The sequence below is a fragment of the Paenibacillus sp. FSL H7-0756 genome (assembly GCF_038006765.1).
Classification (GTDB): Bacteria; Bacillota; Bacilli; order Paenibacillales; family Paenibacillaceae; genus Paenibacillus_AQ.
The window spans coordinates 1,881,971-1,901,014 of sequence record NZ_JBBOVT010000002.1 but is presented as its reverse complement, the minus strand read 5'-3'; the positions used below and the strand labels follow the sequence as shown (position 1 = coordinate 1,901,014).

The 19,044-nt window shown below is 54.3% G+C and carries 13 protein-coding genes; 11 read left to right on the top strand and 2 right to left on the bottom strand.

Features of this window, described 5'->3' with window-relative positions; genetic code table 11:
- Window positions 1–14 precede the first annotated feature (14 nt).
- Window positions 15–2,261 carry a glycoside hydrolase family 95 protein gene (locus NST04_RS24855; protein ID WP_341186609.1) on the top strand — a complete coding sequence of 749 codons (2,247 nt, stop codon included), beginning with the start codon at window positions 15–17 and terminating at the stop codon, window positions 2,259–2,261.
- 67 nt (window positions 2,262–2,328) lie between these two features.
- Here NST04_RS24855 and NST04_RS24850 read toward each other — a convergent pair whose 3' ends face one another.
- Window positions 2,329–2,844, bottom strand: a complete 516-nt coding sequence (locus tag NST04_RS24850) for a hypothetical protein (RefSeq protein WP_341186608.1) — start codon at window positions 2,842–2,844, stop codon at window positions 2,329–2,331.
- 253 nt (window positions 2,845–3,097) lie between these two features.
- Here NST04_RS24850 and NST04_RS24845 point away from each other — a divergent pair, with 253 nt between their 5' ends.
- From NST04_RS24845 to NST04_RS24805, 9 genes are all read left to right on the top strand, one after another.
- Window positions 3,098–4,795: an extracellular solute-binding protein gene (locus tag NST04_RS24845; RefSeq protein ID WP_341186607.1), complete on the top strand. Its 1,698-nt coding sequence runs from the start codon at window positions 3,098–3,100 to the stop codon at window positions 4,793–4,795.
- A gap of 109 nt (window positions 4,796–4,904) precedes the next feature.
- The gene (locus NST04_RS24840) at window positions 4,905–5,891 is read left to right on the top strand and encodes an ABC transporter permease (protein WP_036693453.1); all 987 of its coding nucleotides are present in this window, start codon (window positions 4,905–4,907) and stop codon (window positions 5,889–5,891) included.
- Window positions 5,892–5,905: 14 nt separating this feature from the next.
- The gene (locus tag NST04_RS24835) at window positions 5,906–6,817 is read left to right on the top strand and encodes a carbohydrate ABC transporter permease (RefSeq protein ID WP_036693452.1); all 912 of its coding nucleotides are present in this window, start codon (window positions 5,906–5,908) and stop codon (window positions 6,815–6,817) included.
- Window positions 6,818–6,948: 131 nt separating this feature from the next.
- Window positions 6,949–8,481 carry a response regulator transcription factor gene (locus tag NST04_RS24830; RefSeq protein ID WP_341186606.1) on the top strand — a complete coding sequence of 511 codons (1,533 nt, stop codon included), beginning with the start codon at window positions 6,949–6,951 and terminating at the stop codon, window positions 8,479–8,481.
- Window positions 8,482–8,505: 24 nt separating this feature from the next.
- Complete coding sequence (locus tag NST04_RS24825) at window positions 8,506–10,314, top strand: sensor histidine kinase (protein ID WP_341186605.1); 1,809 nt, start codon at window positions 8,506–8,508, stop codon at window positions 10,312–10,314.
- Window positions 10,307–11,827, top strand: coding sequence for a response regulator (locus tag NST04_RS24820; protein WP_341186604.1), 1,521 nt, complete (start codon window positions 10,307–10,309; stop codon window positions 11,825–11,827). The genes NST04_RS24825 and NST04_RS24820 overlap by 8 nt, the downstream gene beginning before the upstream one ends.
- Window positions 11,828–11,946: 119 nt before the next feature.
- Window positions 11,947–12,966 (top strand): endo-1,4-beta-xylanase, encoded by a 1,020-nt coding sequence (locus NST04_RS24815; RefSeq protein WP_341186603.1) that lies wholly within the window; start codon window positions 11,947–11,949, stop codon window positions 12,964–12,966.
- A 44-nt stretch (window positions 12,967–13,010) separates the two neighbouring features.
- Window positions 13,011–14,444 (top strand): glycoside hydrolase family 43 protein, encoded by a 1,434-nt coding sequence (locus NST04_RS24810; protein WP_341186602.1) that lies wholly within the window; start codon window positions 13,011–13,013, stop codon window positions 14,442–14,444.
- A gap of 18 nt (window positions 14,445–14,462) precedes the next feature.
- A complete protein-coding gene (locus NST04_RS24805; RefSeq protein WP_341186601.1) occupies window positions 14,463–15,974 on the top strand; it encodes a glycoside hydrolase family 43 protein in 1,512 nt (503 codons plus the stop codon).
- On the opposite strand, the gene NST04_RS24800 is transcribed toward NST04_RS24805, so the two are convergent.
- Complete coding sequence (locus NST04_RS24800; RefSeq protein ID WP_341186600.1) at window positions 15,971–16,861, bottom strand: helix-turn-helix transcriptional regulator; 891 nt, start codon at window positions 16,859–16,861, stop codon at window positions 15,971–15,973. The genes NST04_RS24805 and NST04_RS24800 overlap by 4 nt on opposite strands.
- Before the next feature lie 125 nt (window positions 16,862–16,986).
- Here NST04_RS24800 and NST04_RS24795 point away from each other — a divergent pair, with 125 nt between their 5' ends.
- A complete protein-coding gene (locus NST04_RS24795) occupies window positions 16,987–18,969 on the top strand; it encodes a glycoside hydrolase family 31 protein (RefSeq protein WP_341186599.1) in 1,983 nt (660 codons plus the stop codon).
- Window positions 18,970–19,044 lie beyond the last annotated feature (75 nt).

Below are 19,044 nucleotides of genomic sequence, written 5' to 3'. Positions count from 1 at the left end.
GGAGCGGAAAAGCGATGACAAGCACAAAACAGAGCCAGCGGTTATGGTACACGGAGCCGGCACAGGAATGGAATGAGGCACTGCCGGTCGGTAACGGCAGGCTGGGAGCGATGATCTTTGGCAGGGTAGCTGAGGAAAAGCTCCAGCTCAATGAGGATTCCGTGTGGTACGGAGGTCCGCGTGACCGCAACAATGAAGATGCGCTGCCCCACTTGCCGAAGCTCCGCCAGCTGATTCTGGAAGGCAAGCTGCGGGAGGCGGAAGAGCTGGCAGCCATGACGATGGTGGGGCTGCCGGAAGCACAGCGCCATTATCTGCCGCTTGGCGACCTGCTGCTGTCATTCGCCGGACATGAGCAGCCTGCTGAGGACTATCAGCGGGAGCTTGATCTCGAATCCGGCGTATCCCGGGTGAGTTATGTGACCGGCGGGGTCCGGTATACCCGTGAGCTATTCGCCAGCTACCCGGATCAAGCTATCGTGGTGCGGATTACCTCTGACCGGAAGAACGCAATCTCCCTGAAGGCCAGGTTTAACCGCCAGAACTGGAGAATGCTGGAGAAGACCGAGAAATGGAATGACAGCGGGCTGGTGATGGGCGGAGAATGCGGCGGGCGCGGGGGCAGCTCCTTCGCTGCTGCATTGAAGGCCGTCACGCAAGACGGAACCTGCCGCAATATCGGCGAATATGTGCTGGTGGAGGGGGCAAGCTCGGTTACATTGCTGCTTGCCGCAGGAACCACATTCCGCTATCCCGATCCGGCGCTGTATGCCAAGCGGCAGTTGGAGGCCTTGACTATGGTGCCTTATGAGGAACTGCTCGCCCGCCATGTTGCGGATTACCGCAGCTTGTACGGCCGGACCTCGCTGACGCTCCCGATGAACCCGGAGCTGGGCGGACTGCCAACCAGTGAACGGCTAAATCGGTTCCGGCAGGGGGGAGAAGACCACGGACTGATCTCGACTTATTTTCAATATGGCCGTTATCTGCTGATCGCCTCCAGCCGTCCTGGCTCCTTGCCTGCGAATCTGCAAGGCATCTGGAATGACAGCTTCACCCCGGCGTGGGACAGCAAATTCACGATTAACATTAACGCACAAATGAATTACTGGCCGGCAGAACTCTGCAATCTGGCGGAATGCCATGAGCCGCTGTTCGATCTGATCGAACGGATGCGTGAGCCTGGACGGGTGACTGCGAAGGTCATGTATGGCTGCGGCGGCTTCACGGCACACCACAATACGGACATCTGGGCAGATACTGCTCCTCAGGATACGTATCTGCCAGCATCGTTCTGGCCGCTGGGAGCAGCTTGGCTGTGTCTGCATATGTGGGAGCATTACCGGTTCAGCCAGGACCGCCAGTATCTGGCGAATGCCTACGATACGATGAAGGAATCTGCACAGTTCCTGTTGGATTACCTGATAGAGGATGAGTCGGGCCGGCTGATTACCTGCCCGTCCGTCTCGCCGGAGAACACTTACCAGCTTCCTGGCGGAGAATCGGGCGTGCTGTGTGCCGGAGCTTCTATGGACTTCCAGATCATTGAAGCCCTGTTCAAGGCCTGTGTCCAGAGCTCGGAGATTATCGGCCGTGACGAGGTATTCCGCGAAGAACTCCGTTCAGCGCTGGACCGTTTGCCGGGGCCACAGATCGGTAAATACGGGCAGATTCAGGAATGGATGGAGGATTACGAAGAGGTAGAGCCGGGGCACCGGCATATTTCGCATCTGTTCGCGCTGTATCCGGGGGATGCCTTCACGGTGGAGCATACGCCAGAGCTGGCAGCAGCAGCCCGTACGACGCTGGAACGCAGACTTGCCAGCGGCGGCGGACATACCGGCTGGAGCCGGGCCTGGATCATTAACTTCTGGGCCAGACTGCAGGATGAGGGTAAGGCTTATACGAATGTACGGGCGCTGCTGGAGCACTCCACCTTGCCGAATCTATTTGACAACCATCCGCCGTTCCAGATTGACGGGAACTTCGGAGGAACAGCGGGCATCGCGGAGATGCTGCTGCAGAGTCATACAGATAGGATCAGACTGCTGCCTGCATTGCCTGCCGACTGGAACGAAGGCAGTGTCAAGGGACTGCGGGCAAGAGGCGGCTATACCCTCGATTTCTCTTGGAGCGGTGGACTGGTTACGGAAGCAGTGGTAACATGTACCGTATCCGGCCCTTGCCGGCTCGAAGGTCCGGGACTGGATACGGTATCGTTCGCAGGAGAAGCGGGAAGCTCGTATACATTCACCCGCTGAGGCTGAATAGCAGGCTGTGCGGTTGACGAATACTATAAGATAGTACACTGGGATTGGCGCATTTGCGTCAATCCCTTTCTGCTGTGGTTGGTTTGAACGTCGAGCGCGGACCGAATGTAATCGAAAAACCGATTACATTGCACAGCGCGGGGGCGAGCGGAGCAAATGTAATCGAAAAACCGATTACATTGCGCAGCGTGGAGGCGAGCGGACCGAATGTAATCGAAAAACCGATTACATTGCGCAGCGTGGGGGTGAGCGGAGCAAATGTAATCGAAAAACCGATTACATTGCGCAGCGTGGAGGCGAGCGGAGCAAATGTAATCAAAAAACCGATTACATTGCACAGCGCGGGGACGAGCGGAGCAAATGTAATCGAAAAACCGATTACATTGCGCAGCGTGGAGGTGAGCGGAGCAAATGTAATCGAAAAACCGATTACATTGCGCAGCGCAGTGGCGTAGGTGCGGGTGGGTGCGCAAGGGACGAGCCTGATGGTGAGGTGCACAAGTGCCCCTGAATTCGCCGAAAGTAGGCCACCCGAGCAAATCAGGAGCACAAGTGCCCCTGATTCCGCTTTCATTCGCCGAAATCCGCCTAACCCGAAAAGGACCTAAGCAGGCTCAACGCTACACTCAACGCCACACATAGCCAGCTCAGAAAGAACGGCAATTCCACTGCCGTGCTGCAAGCAACCGTTTTCTTTTTATGAATTTATAGGGGGGAAGACCTATATTCTATGAATTGTAAGCGCATTCTGAAAACGTATAATTAAAGTTGTCACCAGGAGAAATTAGAAGCATAAGCGATTAGCCAAAAAGGGGAGGCATAACAACATGCACAAAACGGCAAAACGTTCAGCAGCAGCCGCTGCGGCCGGTGTATTAGCACTCACACTGGCACTGACAGGCTGTGGATCAAGCAATAACACCAGCAACACCGGAAGTAAGGATACCGGAGGCAAGGAACCCGCCACTGGAACTAACGCCAGCCCGGCAGCAGCCGGAGACGACACGGCTCCCGTAACGTTCTCGGTATTCATGAATGGTCCCGGACAACAGCCAACGCCTGACAATAAGCTTCTGAAGCTGATCAAAGACGAGACTGGAATCACCTTCAACCAGGAATTCCTGGTCGGCGACCTGCAGCAGAAGCTCGGGGTCATGATTGCCGGGGGCGATTACCCGGACATCCTGTCGGGTGACGACAAATTAATCAATGCCAAGGCATACATTCCGCTTGAGGATCTGATTGAGAAATACGCTCCTAACCTGAAGAAGCATTACGGTGCGGTCTGGAACCAGATCAAGGATGAGAGTGACGGCCACATTTACGTACTGCCAAGCTATGGCGTCTATCAAGGTAAAATTACTGAGCCTACTTATCAGGGACCAGGCTTCTGGCTGCAAAAAGGCGTGCTTGAGGAAATGGGCTACCCTACTCCTAAGACCCTGGATGAGTACTTCGACATCATTGCCAAATATAAAGAAAAACACCCGGACATGATCGGGTTCGAATCCCTCAACTTTGACTGGCGCGTGTTCCCGCTGCAGAATCCCCCAGAGCATCTGTCGGGGCATCCGAATGACGGGGCCGTTATTGTAGATAACAATGTAGCACAGATTTTTGCCGACAAGGATATCTCCAAGACTTACTACAAGAAGCTTAATGATATTAACGCTCAGGGCCTCATGGATAAAGAAGCCTTCGTACAGAACTATGACCAGTATCTGGCCAAGGTTGCAAGCGGCAAGGTCATCGGGATGTTTGACCAGCACTGGAACTTCCAGGACGGCGAGAAATCCCTGATCTCCCAAGGCAAGCTGGAAAATACGTATATCGGCTTCCCTCTGCTCTATCCGGGCGCAGAAGAATGGTATCGTGACCGTGGAGCGGTCGGTACTAACCGCGGATTCGGAATTTCGATCAATGCCAAGGACCCTGTCCGCATTATCAAATTCTGGGATAAGATGATTACCGAGGATTGGCAGAAGACGCTGCAATGGGGCGTGAAAGGTGAAGATTATGAAGTGAACGCAGACGGCTCCTTCTACCGTACGCCTGAGCAACGGGCGAATGCAGATCAGACCAGCTGGCAGGTAGCTAACAAAATCTCAGGGATGTTCGGTTACATGCCTAAGATTCAAGGTACGTACAGCGACGGTAACGCAGCAGATGCCGGTACACAGCCTCAGGAATTCTTCGACAGCCTGAAGCCTTACGACCAGAAGATTCTGAAGGCGTACAACAAGAAATCATGGTCCGAATTCTTCAAAGAACCGAAAGAGAACAACATCTACTTCCCTGCGTATTCCATCGTGCTTAAGGATGGTTCACCAGCCCAGCTCGCACAGTCCAAACTGAATGACCTCATGATTAAGTATTTGCCGAAAGCTATTATGGCCAGCCCTGCTGAGTTCGACGGCGTGTGGCAGGATTATGTGGACAGAATCCACAAGCTGGACATCAAGGCCTACGAAGACCGGATGAATGAAGGCATTCAGCAGCGTATCGAAAAATGGAGCGTTAAATAAACCATTTAATACAGAAATAGGAGCGGGAAATGCTGTTTCCCGCTCTTCCTAAATAGGAATGCGTGAATAGGACAAGTGGAGAGAATGATTTTTACAGGAGGGAAACAACATGTCTGATGCCGTACTGGACAAACAGGTCAAAAAACAGAAGACCCGAAAAAGCAAAATCGATCCGGAAATCGGTGTGGAACTCAGCTGGAAAACACTGAAAACACAGAAACAGCTTATTTTTATGTCCGTGCCCATTGCACTCTATCTGATTATCTTCAACTATGTTCCCATCTGGGGCTGGCTGATGGCCTTTCAGAATTACCGCCCGGCGGTGTCCTTTGGCCAGCAGGAATGGGTAGGTTTGCAGCAATTCAAATTTTTGTTCTCCGATGATACCTTTATGCTTGTACTTCGCAATACCATTGCCATGAGTTTTATTAACCTTGTACTGGGTACGGTTACGGCGATCGGTCTGGCTCTGCTGCTGAATGAGATCAAGCTCAAGTTCTTCAAGCGCGCGGTTCAGTCGATTTCCTATCTGCCGCACTTTCTGTCCATGGTTATCGCTGCGGGGATTGTATCCACTTCACTCTCCATCGATGGCGGGATTGTCAATGTCGTTCTAATGAAGCTTCACCTGATTAAAGATCCGATTATGTGGCTCAGTGAAGGGAAATACTTCTGGGGCATCATCGGGGCGTCGAACGTGTGGAAAGAGGTGGGCTGGGGTACGATCATTTATCTGGCGGCCATTACCTCCATCGATCCTTCCTTGTACGAAGCAGCTTCCATTGACGGCGCGAAACGTTTTCAAAAGATGCGTTATATCACGCTTCCGGGAATCAAGGCTACATTCGTTATTTTGCTGATTATGAACATTGGACATATTCTGGATGCCGGCTTCGAGCTTCAATATCTGCTGGGCAACGGACTTACTGTGGACTATTCGCAAACCATTGATATCTTTGTAGTGAAGTATGGTCTGGCTATGGGTAACTACTCGCTGGCTACGGCCGCAGGGATCTTCAAAACGATTGTCAGTGTCATTCTCGTATTCATCGCAAACAATGTCGCAAAACGCCTCGGCGAAGAGCGATTACTATAGAGGAGGAAGCCCATATGAAAGCCGGGACCAAAGGTTCAAGCCGGATTGAGCCGGTTGTATTTCATACCTTCAACACGATATTTATGCTCTTTGTGGTTACTGTCACGCTCTATCCGTTCCTCCAGACGCTGGCGGTATCCTTCAATGACGGCAGTGACACGCTTACCGGGGGGATCTACCTCTGGCCCCGTGTATGGACACTGGAGAATTACCGGGCGGTCTTTATATCAGGAACAATCTATCATGCTGCATTTATCTCGGTATCCCGTACGATAATTTCAACGGTGCTCGGTGTATTCCTTACAACGATGCTCGCTTATGCACTGGCGCAGCCGCAATATATTTTCCGCAAAAAGATCGGCCTGCTGTTCATCCTGACCATGTATTTCAATGCCGGACTGATTCCGAACTACTTCCTGATCAAGAATATGGGCCTGCTGCATAACTTCATGGTCTATATCCTGCCGAGTCTGGTCAGCGCGTTCAACCTGATTATCATGCGGACGTATATCCGCGGGCTTCCGTTCAGCCTTACCGAATCGGCGAAGATTGACGGGGCAGGAGAATTCAGAATTTTCTGGAAAATCATCTTCCCGCTCTGTACGCCTGTACTGGCAACTGTCGCACTGTTTATCGCGGTAGGCTCATGGAATTCCTGGTTTGACACATTCCTCTATGCCTCCTCGGATATCAAGCTTAGCACGCTGCAATATGAAATGATGAAGATGCTCGGCTCCATTATGAGTGCGAACAATGATCCGTCGATGCTTGCGGGAGGCCAGAACAATCAGGTCCAGTCGCTGGTTACGCCAGCCTCCATGCGTGCAGCCATTACGATCGTTACAGCGGTTCCGATTCTGTTCGTCTACCCTTTCTTGCAGAAGTATTTCGTGGTAGGATTGAACCTGGGTAGCGTAAAAGAGTAATTGTCAATACGTATTATAGTAAGGAAAATATGTATACTATAACCGTTTCGGGTGCAGCCGAAGCGGTTTCTCCTGTTCCATCATATGGAGTCCTGCTGGACTCCAACTACTTATATAAAGATGGTGATTCCATGCTTAAGGTACTGTTTGCCGACGATGAGCCGATTATGCTGGAAGGGCTCCGCTTCCTGGTCGACTGGGAGGCACTAAATTATGAAGTATGCGGCGAGGCGCTGGACGGGGAGGACGCGCTGCAGCTGATCGGCAGCACCCGCCCTGACCTGGTCATCACCGATGTGCGTATGCCGGTCATCGACGGCCTTGAGCTCATCCGAAGAACCTCTGAAAGCGATTTTCGGCCGAAGTTTATTATTTTTAGCGGCTATGCTGACTTTGAGTATGCCAAGCGGGCCCTGAAATACGGAGTAGCGAATTACTTGACCAAGCCTCTGGATGAAAAGGAGCTGACGGAGGCGGTGCAGACGGTTACGGCACAGATCCTAAAAGAACGCAAGGCGTCCTCTCGGCGTGATGCGCTCTCGGCTCTGATGCAGGAGGATATGGTATCCCGGCTCCTGATGCGGGAGAATACGGAGGAGGAGCGGGAGCAGGGGCTGAAGACGCTGGGGATCTCCCCCGCCTCGCGGCTATGCTGTATTCTGGTCCATGGAGCAGCGCCGGACAGCTTACATATGCGTGAGCAGCTCGCCGCCATGAGAAGCAGGGAACTGCTGCGCAGCCTCGCAGTCTATCCGTTCACCGCAGGCAGCGGGAAGCACGGCTATCTGCTGGTGTCTCCGCAGGAAGGACCGGTGCTTGACCAGGCACTGCTTACCGGGTGGATGGAGGAGATGCGGCCGCTGTACAGCACGCCGGTCTTTTTCACAGCAAGTCTTCAGCATCAGGGCCCGGAGGCTCTGAATACGGCATACCAGGAGGCGCTGGCTGCTGAGCTGTGCAAACCGTATGGTCCGGGGGCCGGGGGAGACGGCATCTTCGAGAAGCAGGATAAGACACAGATGGCTATGCTTCCGGCAGAGCTGAGACGATCGCTGCTGCAATCCGTCACCGAAGGGAAGACCCTGCATCTCACGGATCAGCTCGGAGAGGTGTTCAAGATTTTCTCGGCGGAGGTGGCTTCAAGCTCATGGATCGACGCTTTTCTGGCTAATATCAAAGCAGAGCTGCTACGTGAAATTACTGCCAGAGGGGGAGACTATGCGCAGTGGGTGCAGAAATGGTTCCCGTCCCGCCATACGGCTACTTGTCTGCCGATGCTTGAGCGTCAGATAGAGGAGGAGCTGTGCGAGGCTGCAGAGTGGTTCGCCGCGGCTGCGGACGGCAGGGCAGAGGATCAGATCGTGGCTGCAGCGATAGAGTATGTCCGCGGGCATTATCAGGAGAAGCTGAAGCTGCAGGATATTGCGGGGCATCTGCATGTGAACTCGGCTTACCTGGGACAACGGTTCAAGAAATACTACGGCAGCTCTTTTAACGATTATCTCCATGAATACCGCATTGAAGAGGCGAAGAAGCTGCTGCGCCGGACCGATATGGGGATTTCCGATATCTCGAGCAGAGTGGGCTATTCAGACGCCGATGTGTTCGCCGCCAAGTTCAAGGCGCTTAACGGAGTTACACCTTCCGTGTACAAGAAGAGCTAATTCAAGAGGAAGGAGGGGGCCTGCATGAAGAATAACCGGAAGCCATCTGCCTTCATCAATGATCTTCCGCTCAAATACAAGTTTTTGTTCATCTACTTGTTGTGTGTGCTTGTCCCCATACTTAGCATCAATGCCCTCTTTTATGTGCAGATCAGCCGTAATGTGGAGGCACGGGAGAGGGATAATTTGGAGATTTCTGTAGACCGGGTGGCTTATGACCTGATGCAGATCGTGAACGAATGTGTGGCGATCAGCAACACGGTGGCTGCGGACCGGCCTTTTATGGAGATGATGGATTACGCCTACCCGGATAATGAGGCTTATTATGATGCTTATAATGATTCTCTGAAGGACAAGCTGCGGCAGTACAGCAATCTTCATTCCTATATCTATTGGATGGGCATATACACCTCTAATCCGACGATTCAGAACGGCAACAGCTACTTCATTCTGTCGGACGCAGATAAGAGAAGTGAATGGTACCGTAAAATCTCAAGCAGCACAGACAAGGTGCTGCTCACTTCTTATCAGGGAACTAACCCGCTGAATCCGCCGCAGCAGGAAGTGCTTGTCAGCCTGATCCGCAAGCTGGATAACTTCACGGGCCAGCCCTACACGAAGTATCTGAGGATTGATCTGCGGCTGAACAATGTGCAGGACCTGTTCCAGAAGGAGCGTGACTATCTGGATTTCAAGCTGCTGGATGAGCAGAACCGGGTCGTGCTGGACTCGAACCGTTCCTTCTCCTCACTGGATGGCAGTGCCTTGCTGAATGTGGACACCAGCCTTGACCAGGCGCCCAAGCAGATTGTCCGGGCGCTCAGCAGTGCGGCCTACACCAAGGGCTGGCGGCTGGTTGGCACTCCGGAAGGGCGTAAGATCAACCATGAGATGGAGAGCGCGCTCAGGAACTCGCTGATTCTGCTCCTGCTGACGATCATCATTCCCACGCTGCTCATGATCGTCATTATACGTTCCTACAATCTGCGTGTACGGCTGCTCTACAAACATATGAAACAGGTCAAATATGAGCAATTCGAGAGCATTGATATGTATGAGGGGAAGGATGAGATCGGCGGTCTGATCCGCAGCTTCAATCTGATGACCGGCAAAATCCGCAATCTGATCAATGATGTCTACAAGCTGGAGATTCAGAAGAAGGATCTGGAGCTGGAACGGGTGCGGGCGGAGCTTAAATATCTGGAGAGCCAGGTGGACCCTCATTTCCTTTTTAATACGCTGAATGCGATCCTGGTCATCTGTAAGAAGTATAAATATGAACAGGTTACCGATGTCATCCGCAATCTGGCCCTGATTATGCGCAGGCTGCTCAGCTGGAAGGATGATCTGATTACGGTGGAGGAGGAAGTATCCTTCATCGAGATGTATCTGCAGATTGAGAAGTTCCGCTTCCAGAACCGGTTCTCTTATGAGCTGGATATTGCTCCTGAGGTGCTGAACTGCCGGATTCCCAAGATGAGTATACAGGCTCTGGTGGAGAATTCCTGCAAGCATGGTCTGCAATCGGTCAAATGGGCAAGGGAAATCCACGTGTCCGCTTCACGGAATGAGACAGGTCTGCTGATTGTGGTGACCGACAACGGCAAAGGAATCGAGAAGGAGAAGCTGGAATGGATCAAGTCCCATCTGGAGACAGAAGAGGATACGGGACAGAATGTCGGCCTCCGCAATGTGTATAAACGCCTCATGCTGTACTTTGACGGCAGGGCAGGATTCAGCATTGAGAGCATCGAGTATGAACGCACGGTCATTACCATCCAGATTCCCGAGGATTTGAGTCTGGTTCCGATAGGGGAGGGAGCTCATGTATAAAGTAGTGCTTGCTGATGATGAGACGATTGCCTTAGAGGGGCTGCGGACGCTGACTGACTGGGAGGAGCTGGGCTTCGAGGTATGCGGCGCCTGTGAGAACGGGGAGGAAGCGCTGGCTGCCATTATCCGCAGCTCGCCCGATCTTGTGATTACGGATATCCGCATGCCCGAGATCGACGGGCTTGAGCTGATCCGGCGCGTACGCAGCCTTGATATGGAGCAGCCGGTCTTCATCGTGCTTAGCGGCTACGGCGAATTTGAGTATGCCAGAACAGCCATCCGTTACGGGGTAAGACATTACCTGCTGAAGCCGGTCATGGATGCGGAATGGGATAAGGTGCTTACGGACATTACGGATGAGCTGGAGCTGCGCCTTAAGCAGACCATGCAGCAGAGCATGCTGTCCAGCCGGCTGTTGCCGCTCGCGATCGCGCGCATGCTTGAAGGGCACTGGACCGAGCCCGATGAAGAAGCAGCTGAGCAGATGGACCGCCTGGATGAGGCGGCTACTGGGTGGACGTATGTGCATGTGGAGGGTCATAGCAGCCGGATTACGGAGCTGTGCCGGGAGCTGGCCGGACCGGCCGGTGCGATGCTCATTGATCTGCCGGGGGATCAGACCGGGCTGGTCGTGGAGAGCTCGGGAGGGGCGGCTGGACTGGCGGAGCAGCTATACGCCGGACTGACCCGCGGCAGAATAAAGGGCTCGGTCAGCATCGGGCCAAGTGTGCGCTCCCTCCGCGAGCTGCCGGTCTCCTACCGCGAAGCGGCAGACGCTGCGGCACGCCACTTCTTCTATTCGGACGAATGCGGCCCGGTGGATTCGGCCAGTGAAGCTGAGGGACAGGTGAATTACACGCTTCCTTCCGCAGAGCTGATTGAGGAGATCATCAGCGCAGTGGAGCGGCTGCATGAGCAGAAGGCCGCAGAGAAGCTTGGTGAATTGTTCAGCGATTTCAAGGAGAACCGGACAGATCCGGGAGTCGTCCAGATGACAGGCATGGATATCATGCTGCGGAGCATGGAGCTGCTGAAGGAATTCGGCGGCGCGGACGATCAGTGGATCGGCACGCTTGATTTTTTTAGAACCGAGCCGAGATCCCTGGAAGACCTGCAGGTCACTCTGGAGACGGCGCTCTCCACCAGTATGAACTATATCCGCCAGCACAAGGAGCGTAACTCCGAGCATCCGCTGATCCGCGTGGAATGCTTCCTGAGAGATCATTATGCGGAGCATCTGACGGTAAAAGAGATTGCTGAGCATTTCTATATTAATCCGGTGTACCTGGGCCAGGCCTTCATTAAAAAGCACGGTATCAGCATTCTGGAGTACATTCATAATCTGCGGATCGAAGCGGCCAAGAAGCGGCTGATTGAAACTCACGATACGGTCAGAAGCATTGTGGAGAGCATCGGGTACGTACACTATCACCATTTCTTAAGAGAGTTCGAGAAACGGACGGCGCTGAAGCCCGTCCAGTTCCGCGCACAGGCACAGGGAAATAAAAAATAGGGTGCAATTATTTATTTGGGGTCCATCTATTTACTTTGGTGATGGTAAACGCATACAAATGCGTTATGATAGAGAGAGTTGTCCCAAAAAATGTTGTCAAATACAGGAGGTTAGCAAAAATGAAGCAAGCAAGCAGCGAAATTCCTGCATTACACGAAATGTTCCGGGAGGCCTTTAAAATAGGGGCCGCCGTCAGTACTGGCATTATAGCTGCCCAGGGTCCTTTCATTGGCAAGCATTACAACAGCATTACCGCCGAGAATGAGATGAAGCCGGCTCTGGTTCAGCCGCAGGAAGGCGAATTCACCTTCGAGGCAGCGGACGGTATCTTCGAATTCGCAGAGTCGCATGGGATCGGTGTCCGGGGGCATACGCTTCTGTGGCATAACCAGACCGGAGACTGGATGTTCCAGGATGCGGAAGGCGGAGCCTGCAGCAGAGAGCAGTTGCTTGCCCGCCTGCAGACCCACATTAACACAGTAGTGGGCCGTTACCGGGGACGGGCGTATGCCTGGGATGTAGTAAATGAAGCGATTGAGGACAAAACAGACCAGTACCTGCGGGATACGCAGTGGCTTGAGATCATCGGCGAGGATTATCTCCGTCAGGCCTTTGAAATGGCCCATCAGGCAGACCCTGACGCGTTGCTGTTCTACAACGACTATAATGAGACCGATCCTGTCAAGAGCGGCAAAATCTACAAGCTTGTACGCAGCCTGCTGGATCAGAATACGCCGATTCACGGGATCGGCATGCAGGGACACTGGAATATCTACGGCCCTTCCATTGAGGAAATCCGCAATGCGCTTAAGCTCTACGCATCGCTGGGGCTTAAGATCCACATTACCGAGCTGGATCTCTCCGTATTCCGTCATGACGACAAACGAACGGATTTGAAAGCGCCAACAGCTGAAATGCTGAAGCTGCAGGAGGAGCGTTATGCCGAGATCTTCGCCCTACTGCTGGAATTCAGAGACTCCATTGATTCGGTGACCTTCTGGGGTGTGGCCGATGATTATACCTGGCTGGACGGCTTCCCCGTCCGGGGACGCAAGAACTGGCCGTTCCTGTTCGATGAGCAGAAGCAGCCAAAGGCTTCATTCGCCCGGCTGGCTGAGCTGGCCGCACCGCAATCCTAATCTTATTGTAAGCTGGACACCTTATTATATCTGGAGGGAATCAAATGACAACTCAACTGAAGCAGGCTACCGGCAAGGTACCGCCAAGCGGCAATCCGCTGGTGGCACACAGATACGGAGCCGATCCTTATGCCCTGGTATTCGGAGACAGAGTCTATCTGTATATGACTAATGATGCGCTGGAGTATGATGAGAACGGCGCCGTGAAGGAGAACTCCTACAGCAGTATTAATACGATTACCGTAATCTCGTCCGCTGACCTGGTGAACTGGACCGATCATGGTCCGATAGCCGTAGCCGGACCGGAGGGTGCAGCGAAGTGGGCAACCCAGTCCTGGGCACCGGCAGCGCTTCATACCGTAATTGACGGCAAGGACAAGTTCTTCCTCTACTTCGCCAATAATGCCAGCGGCATCGGCGTTCTGTCGGGTGACAGTCCGGTGGGTCCATGGGTGGACCCGATCGGGGAGGCACTGATTCTGCGCTCTACACCTGGAGTAGAGGATGTTACCTGGTTGTTCGATCCGGCGGTGCTGTTAGATGATGACGGCAAGGGGTATATCTATTTCGGAGGCGGCGTCCCGGAAGGACAGTTCGCCGAGCCGGGCACAGCACGGGTGATGCCGCTGGGTGAGGACATGATCAGCGTGGTGGGCAGCGCGAAAGTGATTCCGGCCCCGTTCATGTTCGAGGATGCCGGAATCCATAAGTGGAACGGAGTCTACTATTATACCTACTGCTCGAACTTCTATGACGGGCAGCGGCCGGAAGGCAGCCCTCCTGCGGGAGAGATCGCCTATATGACCAGTGAGCATCCGATGGGTCCCTGGACGTATCAACACACGATCCTGAAGAATCCGGGACATTTCTTCGGCGTATCCGGGAATAACCATCATGCGGTCTTCCAGTTCCATGACAGCTGGTATATCGCTTATCACGCCCAGACCTTGTCCAAGGCTCAAGGGATTGCGAACGGCTACCGCTCCACACATTTGAACCGCCTGACTCATAATGAGGACGGTTCCATTCCGGAGATCCATGCGGATTACGAAGGTGTGCAGCAGCTTGCAGCGTTGAACCCGTATGAGCGTATTCCGGCGGCAACGATGGGCTGGAGCGCAGGGGTGAAGACAGAATACCTGGCCAAGGGCGGAGTTCAGGCCGTAACGGATGTGGAGCACGGCGGATGGATCGGACTTTCCGGGGTAGACTTCGGCAGCGGTGCCGGCTCGTTCCAGGCGTCAGTCCTGAGCCTGGAAGCGGGCGGCGTGCTGGAGCTGCATCTGGATGACCCGGCAGGTCCGGTTATCGGCAAGCTGCAGGTTCCGGCGGCAGGCGGAGCACAGGAATGGCTGGAGCTGAAGACGGCGGTCGAGGGAGCGGAGGGAGTGCATAACCTCTATCTGGTATTCTCAGGAGAGAGCGGTAAGGATTTGTTCAAGCTGGCCCATTGGCAATTCACACCACAGCATAACTAACAGCAAGGAGGCGGCACATTGAATACAGTCATCATTACTAATCCAGTACTATGGGCAGATGTCCCGGATGTGGATGTGATCCGGGTCGGTCCAGTGTTCTATATGGTCAGCACCAGCATGCACTCGATGCCGGGCTGTCCGATTATGAAATCGGTGAATCTGAAGGACTGGGAAATTGTGAGTTACGTCTTTGATACCTTCGAGGACACTCCGGCCTTCCGGCTGGAGGACGGCGAAGTGATTTACGGCGGCGGTTCCTGGGCGGCCTCGCTGCGGTGCAGGAACGGAATCTATTACGTATGCTTCTCTTGCAATGACACGGACCAGTTCTACATCTACCAGACCCGTGATATCGAGCATGGACCGTGGGAGCGTTCGGTCATTCCGGATCTGCACCATGACCCGGCGCTGCTGCTGGATGAGGACGGCCGTAATTATGTGATCTACGGCAACGGGGATATCCATATCCGGGAGCTGAACGAGGACCTGACCGGATGGATGCACCGGGGAACGAAGCAGCTGCTGCTGGAAGGCGAGCGGCAGGGCATTATGCTGCGGATGGAAGGCTGTCATGCCCATAAGCGGGACGGGTATTATTACCTGTTCTTCATTGAATGGCCGTCAGAGGGCAACATGCGCAGACGCCAGCTATGCTACCGGTCCCGGGAGCTGCTCGGTCCTTATGAGCGCAAGGTTATTCTGGACGATAACCTGGGCTACGAGAATCGCGGTGTAGCGCAAGGCGGGCTGGTCGATACTGAGGACGGCGACTGGTACGCCGTGCTGTTCCAGGATCACGGGGCAGTTGGACGTGTTCCCTGTGTATTCCCTGTGAGCTGGGAGAACGATTGGCCGGTAATCGGGGATGGCGGCAAGGCTCCGCTGAGCTTCGGGACGAAGCTGCCTGCGGATGAGCCAAAGGCGATTGTAATCAGCGATGAGTTCGACTATACGGAGAACCGGCTGGCGCTTCAGTGGCAATGGAACCATAATCCCGATAACGGGCTATGGTCAGTTACAGAGCGGCCGGGCTGTCTGCGGCTGCGTACAGGCAAGGCAGCTGATAGCGTCGTAACGGCGCGCAATACGCTGACCCAGCGGACGGAGGGTCCGGCTTGCAGTGCCGAGACGATGCTGTATCTGGGCGGCATGAACGAAGGCGACCGGGCCGGAATGGTAGCTCTCCAGTCCGGATACGGCACGGTTGAGGTGGCCGCCGGAGTGCAGGGACAGTTCACCGTGGATATGTGTATTCAGGGTGACAACGGCGTTGAAGTGGTGGAGAGTATCCCGTTCACGGGTGAGCGTATCTGCCTGCGGATCGATTTCGACTTCAGGGAGGGGGTAGACGAAGCACAGTTCTTCTATTCCGGTGACGGGGAGGTCTGGCACCCCATCGGACAGACGCTGCATATGAAATATACGCTGGATCATTTCATGGGCTACCGGATCGGCTTGTTCAATTATGCGACCCGGCTGCCTGGCGGCTATGCCGATTTCGATTATCTCCGTTATCACCGGCAGGATTAAGACCGGGTCTGGAAATGGGAAGCATATTCGCTGGGCGTCATCGATGTATGCTGCTTGAATATTCTTCCGAAATACGTCAGGCCCGTGAAGCCGACCCGGAAGGCCACCTCCTGAATCGGATACCGGCGGAGCTGGAGCAGGCGGCTGGCCTCATGCACCCGCAGCATGTTCACATATTCGATTAAGGTCTTGCCGGTGTTCTTTTTGAACAGATGACAGAAGTAGTTGGGGGTTACGCAGCAGATCCGTGCGGCCTCCTCCACGGTCAGCGGTTCATGGAAATGGTTGCTAAGGTGAATCAGCAGGGGCTGGATGCCTGTCTCCTGCCGGTCTCTTTTGGAAGGCGGTGCTGTGAACTCGGCCAGGGGATAAGCCAGACCCAGGGAAGAGAACAGGCCGCCTTTTATACATAATTCATACCCGGGATTCTTGCTCTGGTAGCTGAAAATAATCTGTTCAATGCATCCTCTGATCTGGCGGGTAACCGGCTGGTCCGCCCCATAGAAGGCAGGCAGCCTGATTTCACCGGAGAGCAGCGGCCGGATATGCTGAAGCTCAGTCAGGTCCCGTATACCGTTCAGCAATGCTTCGTTGTAGACAACCGCATACAGCTCACTGCCATCCTCTGTCGGATAGGCCGCATGAATCTGCGGACGGCTGACGAAGGCCAGCTCCCCCTGCACCAGCTCTCTGGAGTGGGGGCCGACCTGGACGCGGAAGCGGCCTTTGGTCACGAGAATCCATTCGAGATGGTCATGCCAGTGCGGCGGAATAATACTGCGGTCCGGAAAGCAGATATGAAATACATTGATGGGGAACAGGCCCTCGGGAATTTCCGTGTGCTCTTTTTTCCATGGATAAGGCTTGTCCTCGAACGCTCCACTCATCTTAATCCCTCCACACAATCGTAATATCGTATGATAGATGCGTATTTTTATGTATAGTATAGCGGCTTTGCACTCTTTATAATGTGGGTGCAACCTTATTATAGAACTGTTGGAGGGATCGCGCTATGTTTCGTGAAGAGAATGGCAGACTAATCAGAGAATATGATCATGAGAGAGTCTGGATAGAGCCTTGGGGAGAGCATTCGCTGCGTATCCGGGCTTCGTATGCGGAGATTACCGATGAGCAGTGGGCACTTCTGCCTGCTGTGCAGACGCTGAGTAATATATCGATCACTAAAGAACGCGCGAGCATTGTAAACGGGAATATCCGGGCGGAAATGACGGACAAGGGCCAGATCTTCTTTTATAACCAGCATGGCAAGCTGCTCCTTAACGAGACGGAGGATACCTATCAGTTAAAATACGGGGGCAGAGAGCTAAGCGCCATCCCCGGCAGCAGTGACTTCTCCGTGAAGCTCCGGCTGGAAGCGGACCCGCAAGAGAAGCTGTACGGCATGGGCCAGTATCAGCACTCCTTCCTGAATCTGAAGGGCTGCTCGCTGGAGCTGACCCACCGCAACAGCCAGATCAGTATTCCGTTCGTGCTGTCCAGCGCCGGTTACGGGTTCCTGTGGCATAATCCGGCGATCGGACAAGCGCATTTCAGTCTGAATGTGACCGAATGGACAGCTCCGTCGACCAAGCAGCTGGATTATTGGATCACTGCCGGCGACTCGCCTGCCGAGATCGAGGAGGCTTATGCCAAGGCTACGGGAACCGTGCCGATGATGCCGGATTATGGCATGGGGTTCTGGCAATGCAAGCTCCGCTACCGGACGCAGGAAGAATTGCTGGAGGTGGCGAGGGAGCATAAACGGCGGGGTCTGCCGATTGACGTCATCGTCATTGATTTCTTCCACTGGACGAATCAGGGAGACTGGCGGTTCGACCCGGAATATTGGCCTGATCCGGAGGCGATGGTGCAGGAGCTGCAGGAGCTGGGCATTGAGCTGATGGTCTCGGTCTGGCCGACTGTTCAGACGGAGAGTGAGAATTATAAGGAGATGCTGGAAAAAGGGTACCTGCTGCGCTCGGACCGCGGGGTGCGGACACAATTCCAGTTCCTCGGCCAGAATGCGATTTTCGATGCGACGAATCCGGAGGCCCGCAAGTTCCTGTGGGGTCTGATTAAGCAGAATTATTATGATAAAGGAATCAAGGTCTTCTGGCTCGATGAGGCAGAGCCGGAGCTGACGGTCTATGACCATGATATCTACCGTTATCATATCGGCTCCAGCAAGCAGATCGGCAATATCTATCCGATGAAATACAGCCAGACCTTCTATGACGGCATGGCCGCTGAAGGCCAGGAGAATATTATCAATCTGGTCCGTACCGCCTGGGCGGGCAGCCAGCGGTATGGGGCGCTTGTATGGTCTGGAGACATTCACTCCAGCTTCAAGGTGCTCAGCATTCAGGTGCGGGCCGGACTGAATATGGCTATGGCCGGGATTCCATGGTGGACCACCGACATCGGCGGCTTCCATGGCGGTAATCCGGCAGACGCCTCCTTCCGGGAGCTGATGGTCCGCTGGTTCCAGTACGGCGCGTTCTCTCCGGTATTCAGGCTGCACGGGGATCGTTCACCTTTTGTGCAGCCTACCGGAACGCGGGGCGGGGGCGTATGCGGAAGCGGCTCGGATAATGAGGTGTGGAGCTACGGGGATGAGGCGTATGTTATCTTCAAAGAGTTCATGCAGATGCGGGAGCGGCTGAAGCCGTACATCCGCGGACTGATGGAGGCTGCCCATGAGAAGGGCACGCCGCCTATGCGTCCATTGTTCTATGATTTCCCTCAGGACCCGGCAGCCTGGGATATCGAGGATCAGTATATGTTCGGTCCCGATCTGCTGGTCGCCCCGGTGCTGGGCGAGGGTGAACGGGCACGCAAGGTATACCTGCCGTCCGGCTCAGAGTGGACCCATGTCTATACCGGCACTGCCTATGCTGGCGGACAGGCGATTATGGTCGACGCGCCGCTCACGCAGATTCCGCTGTTTGTGCGGGACGGTGCCGTGCTGCCGGTGCTTGGCGGGGCTGAGGAGTAAGGATAGTGTGAACAAGAGCAGCGATTCTCCGGCGGAGGGTCGCTGCTCTTGGTAGTTGGGGCGGAATATGTACGG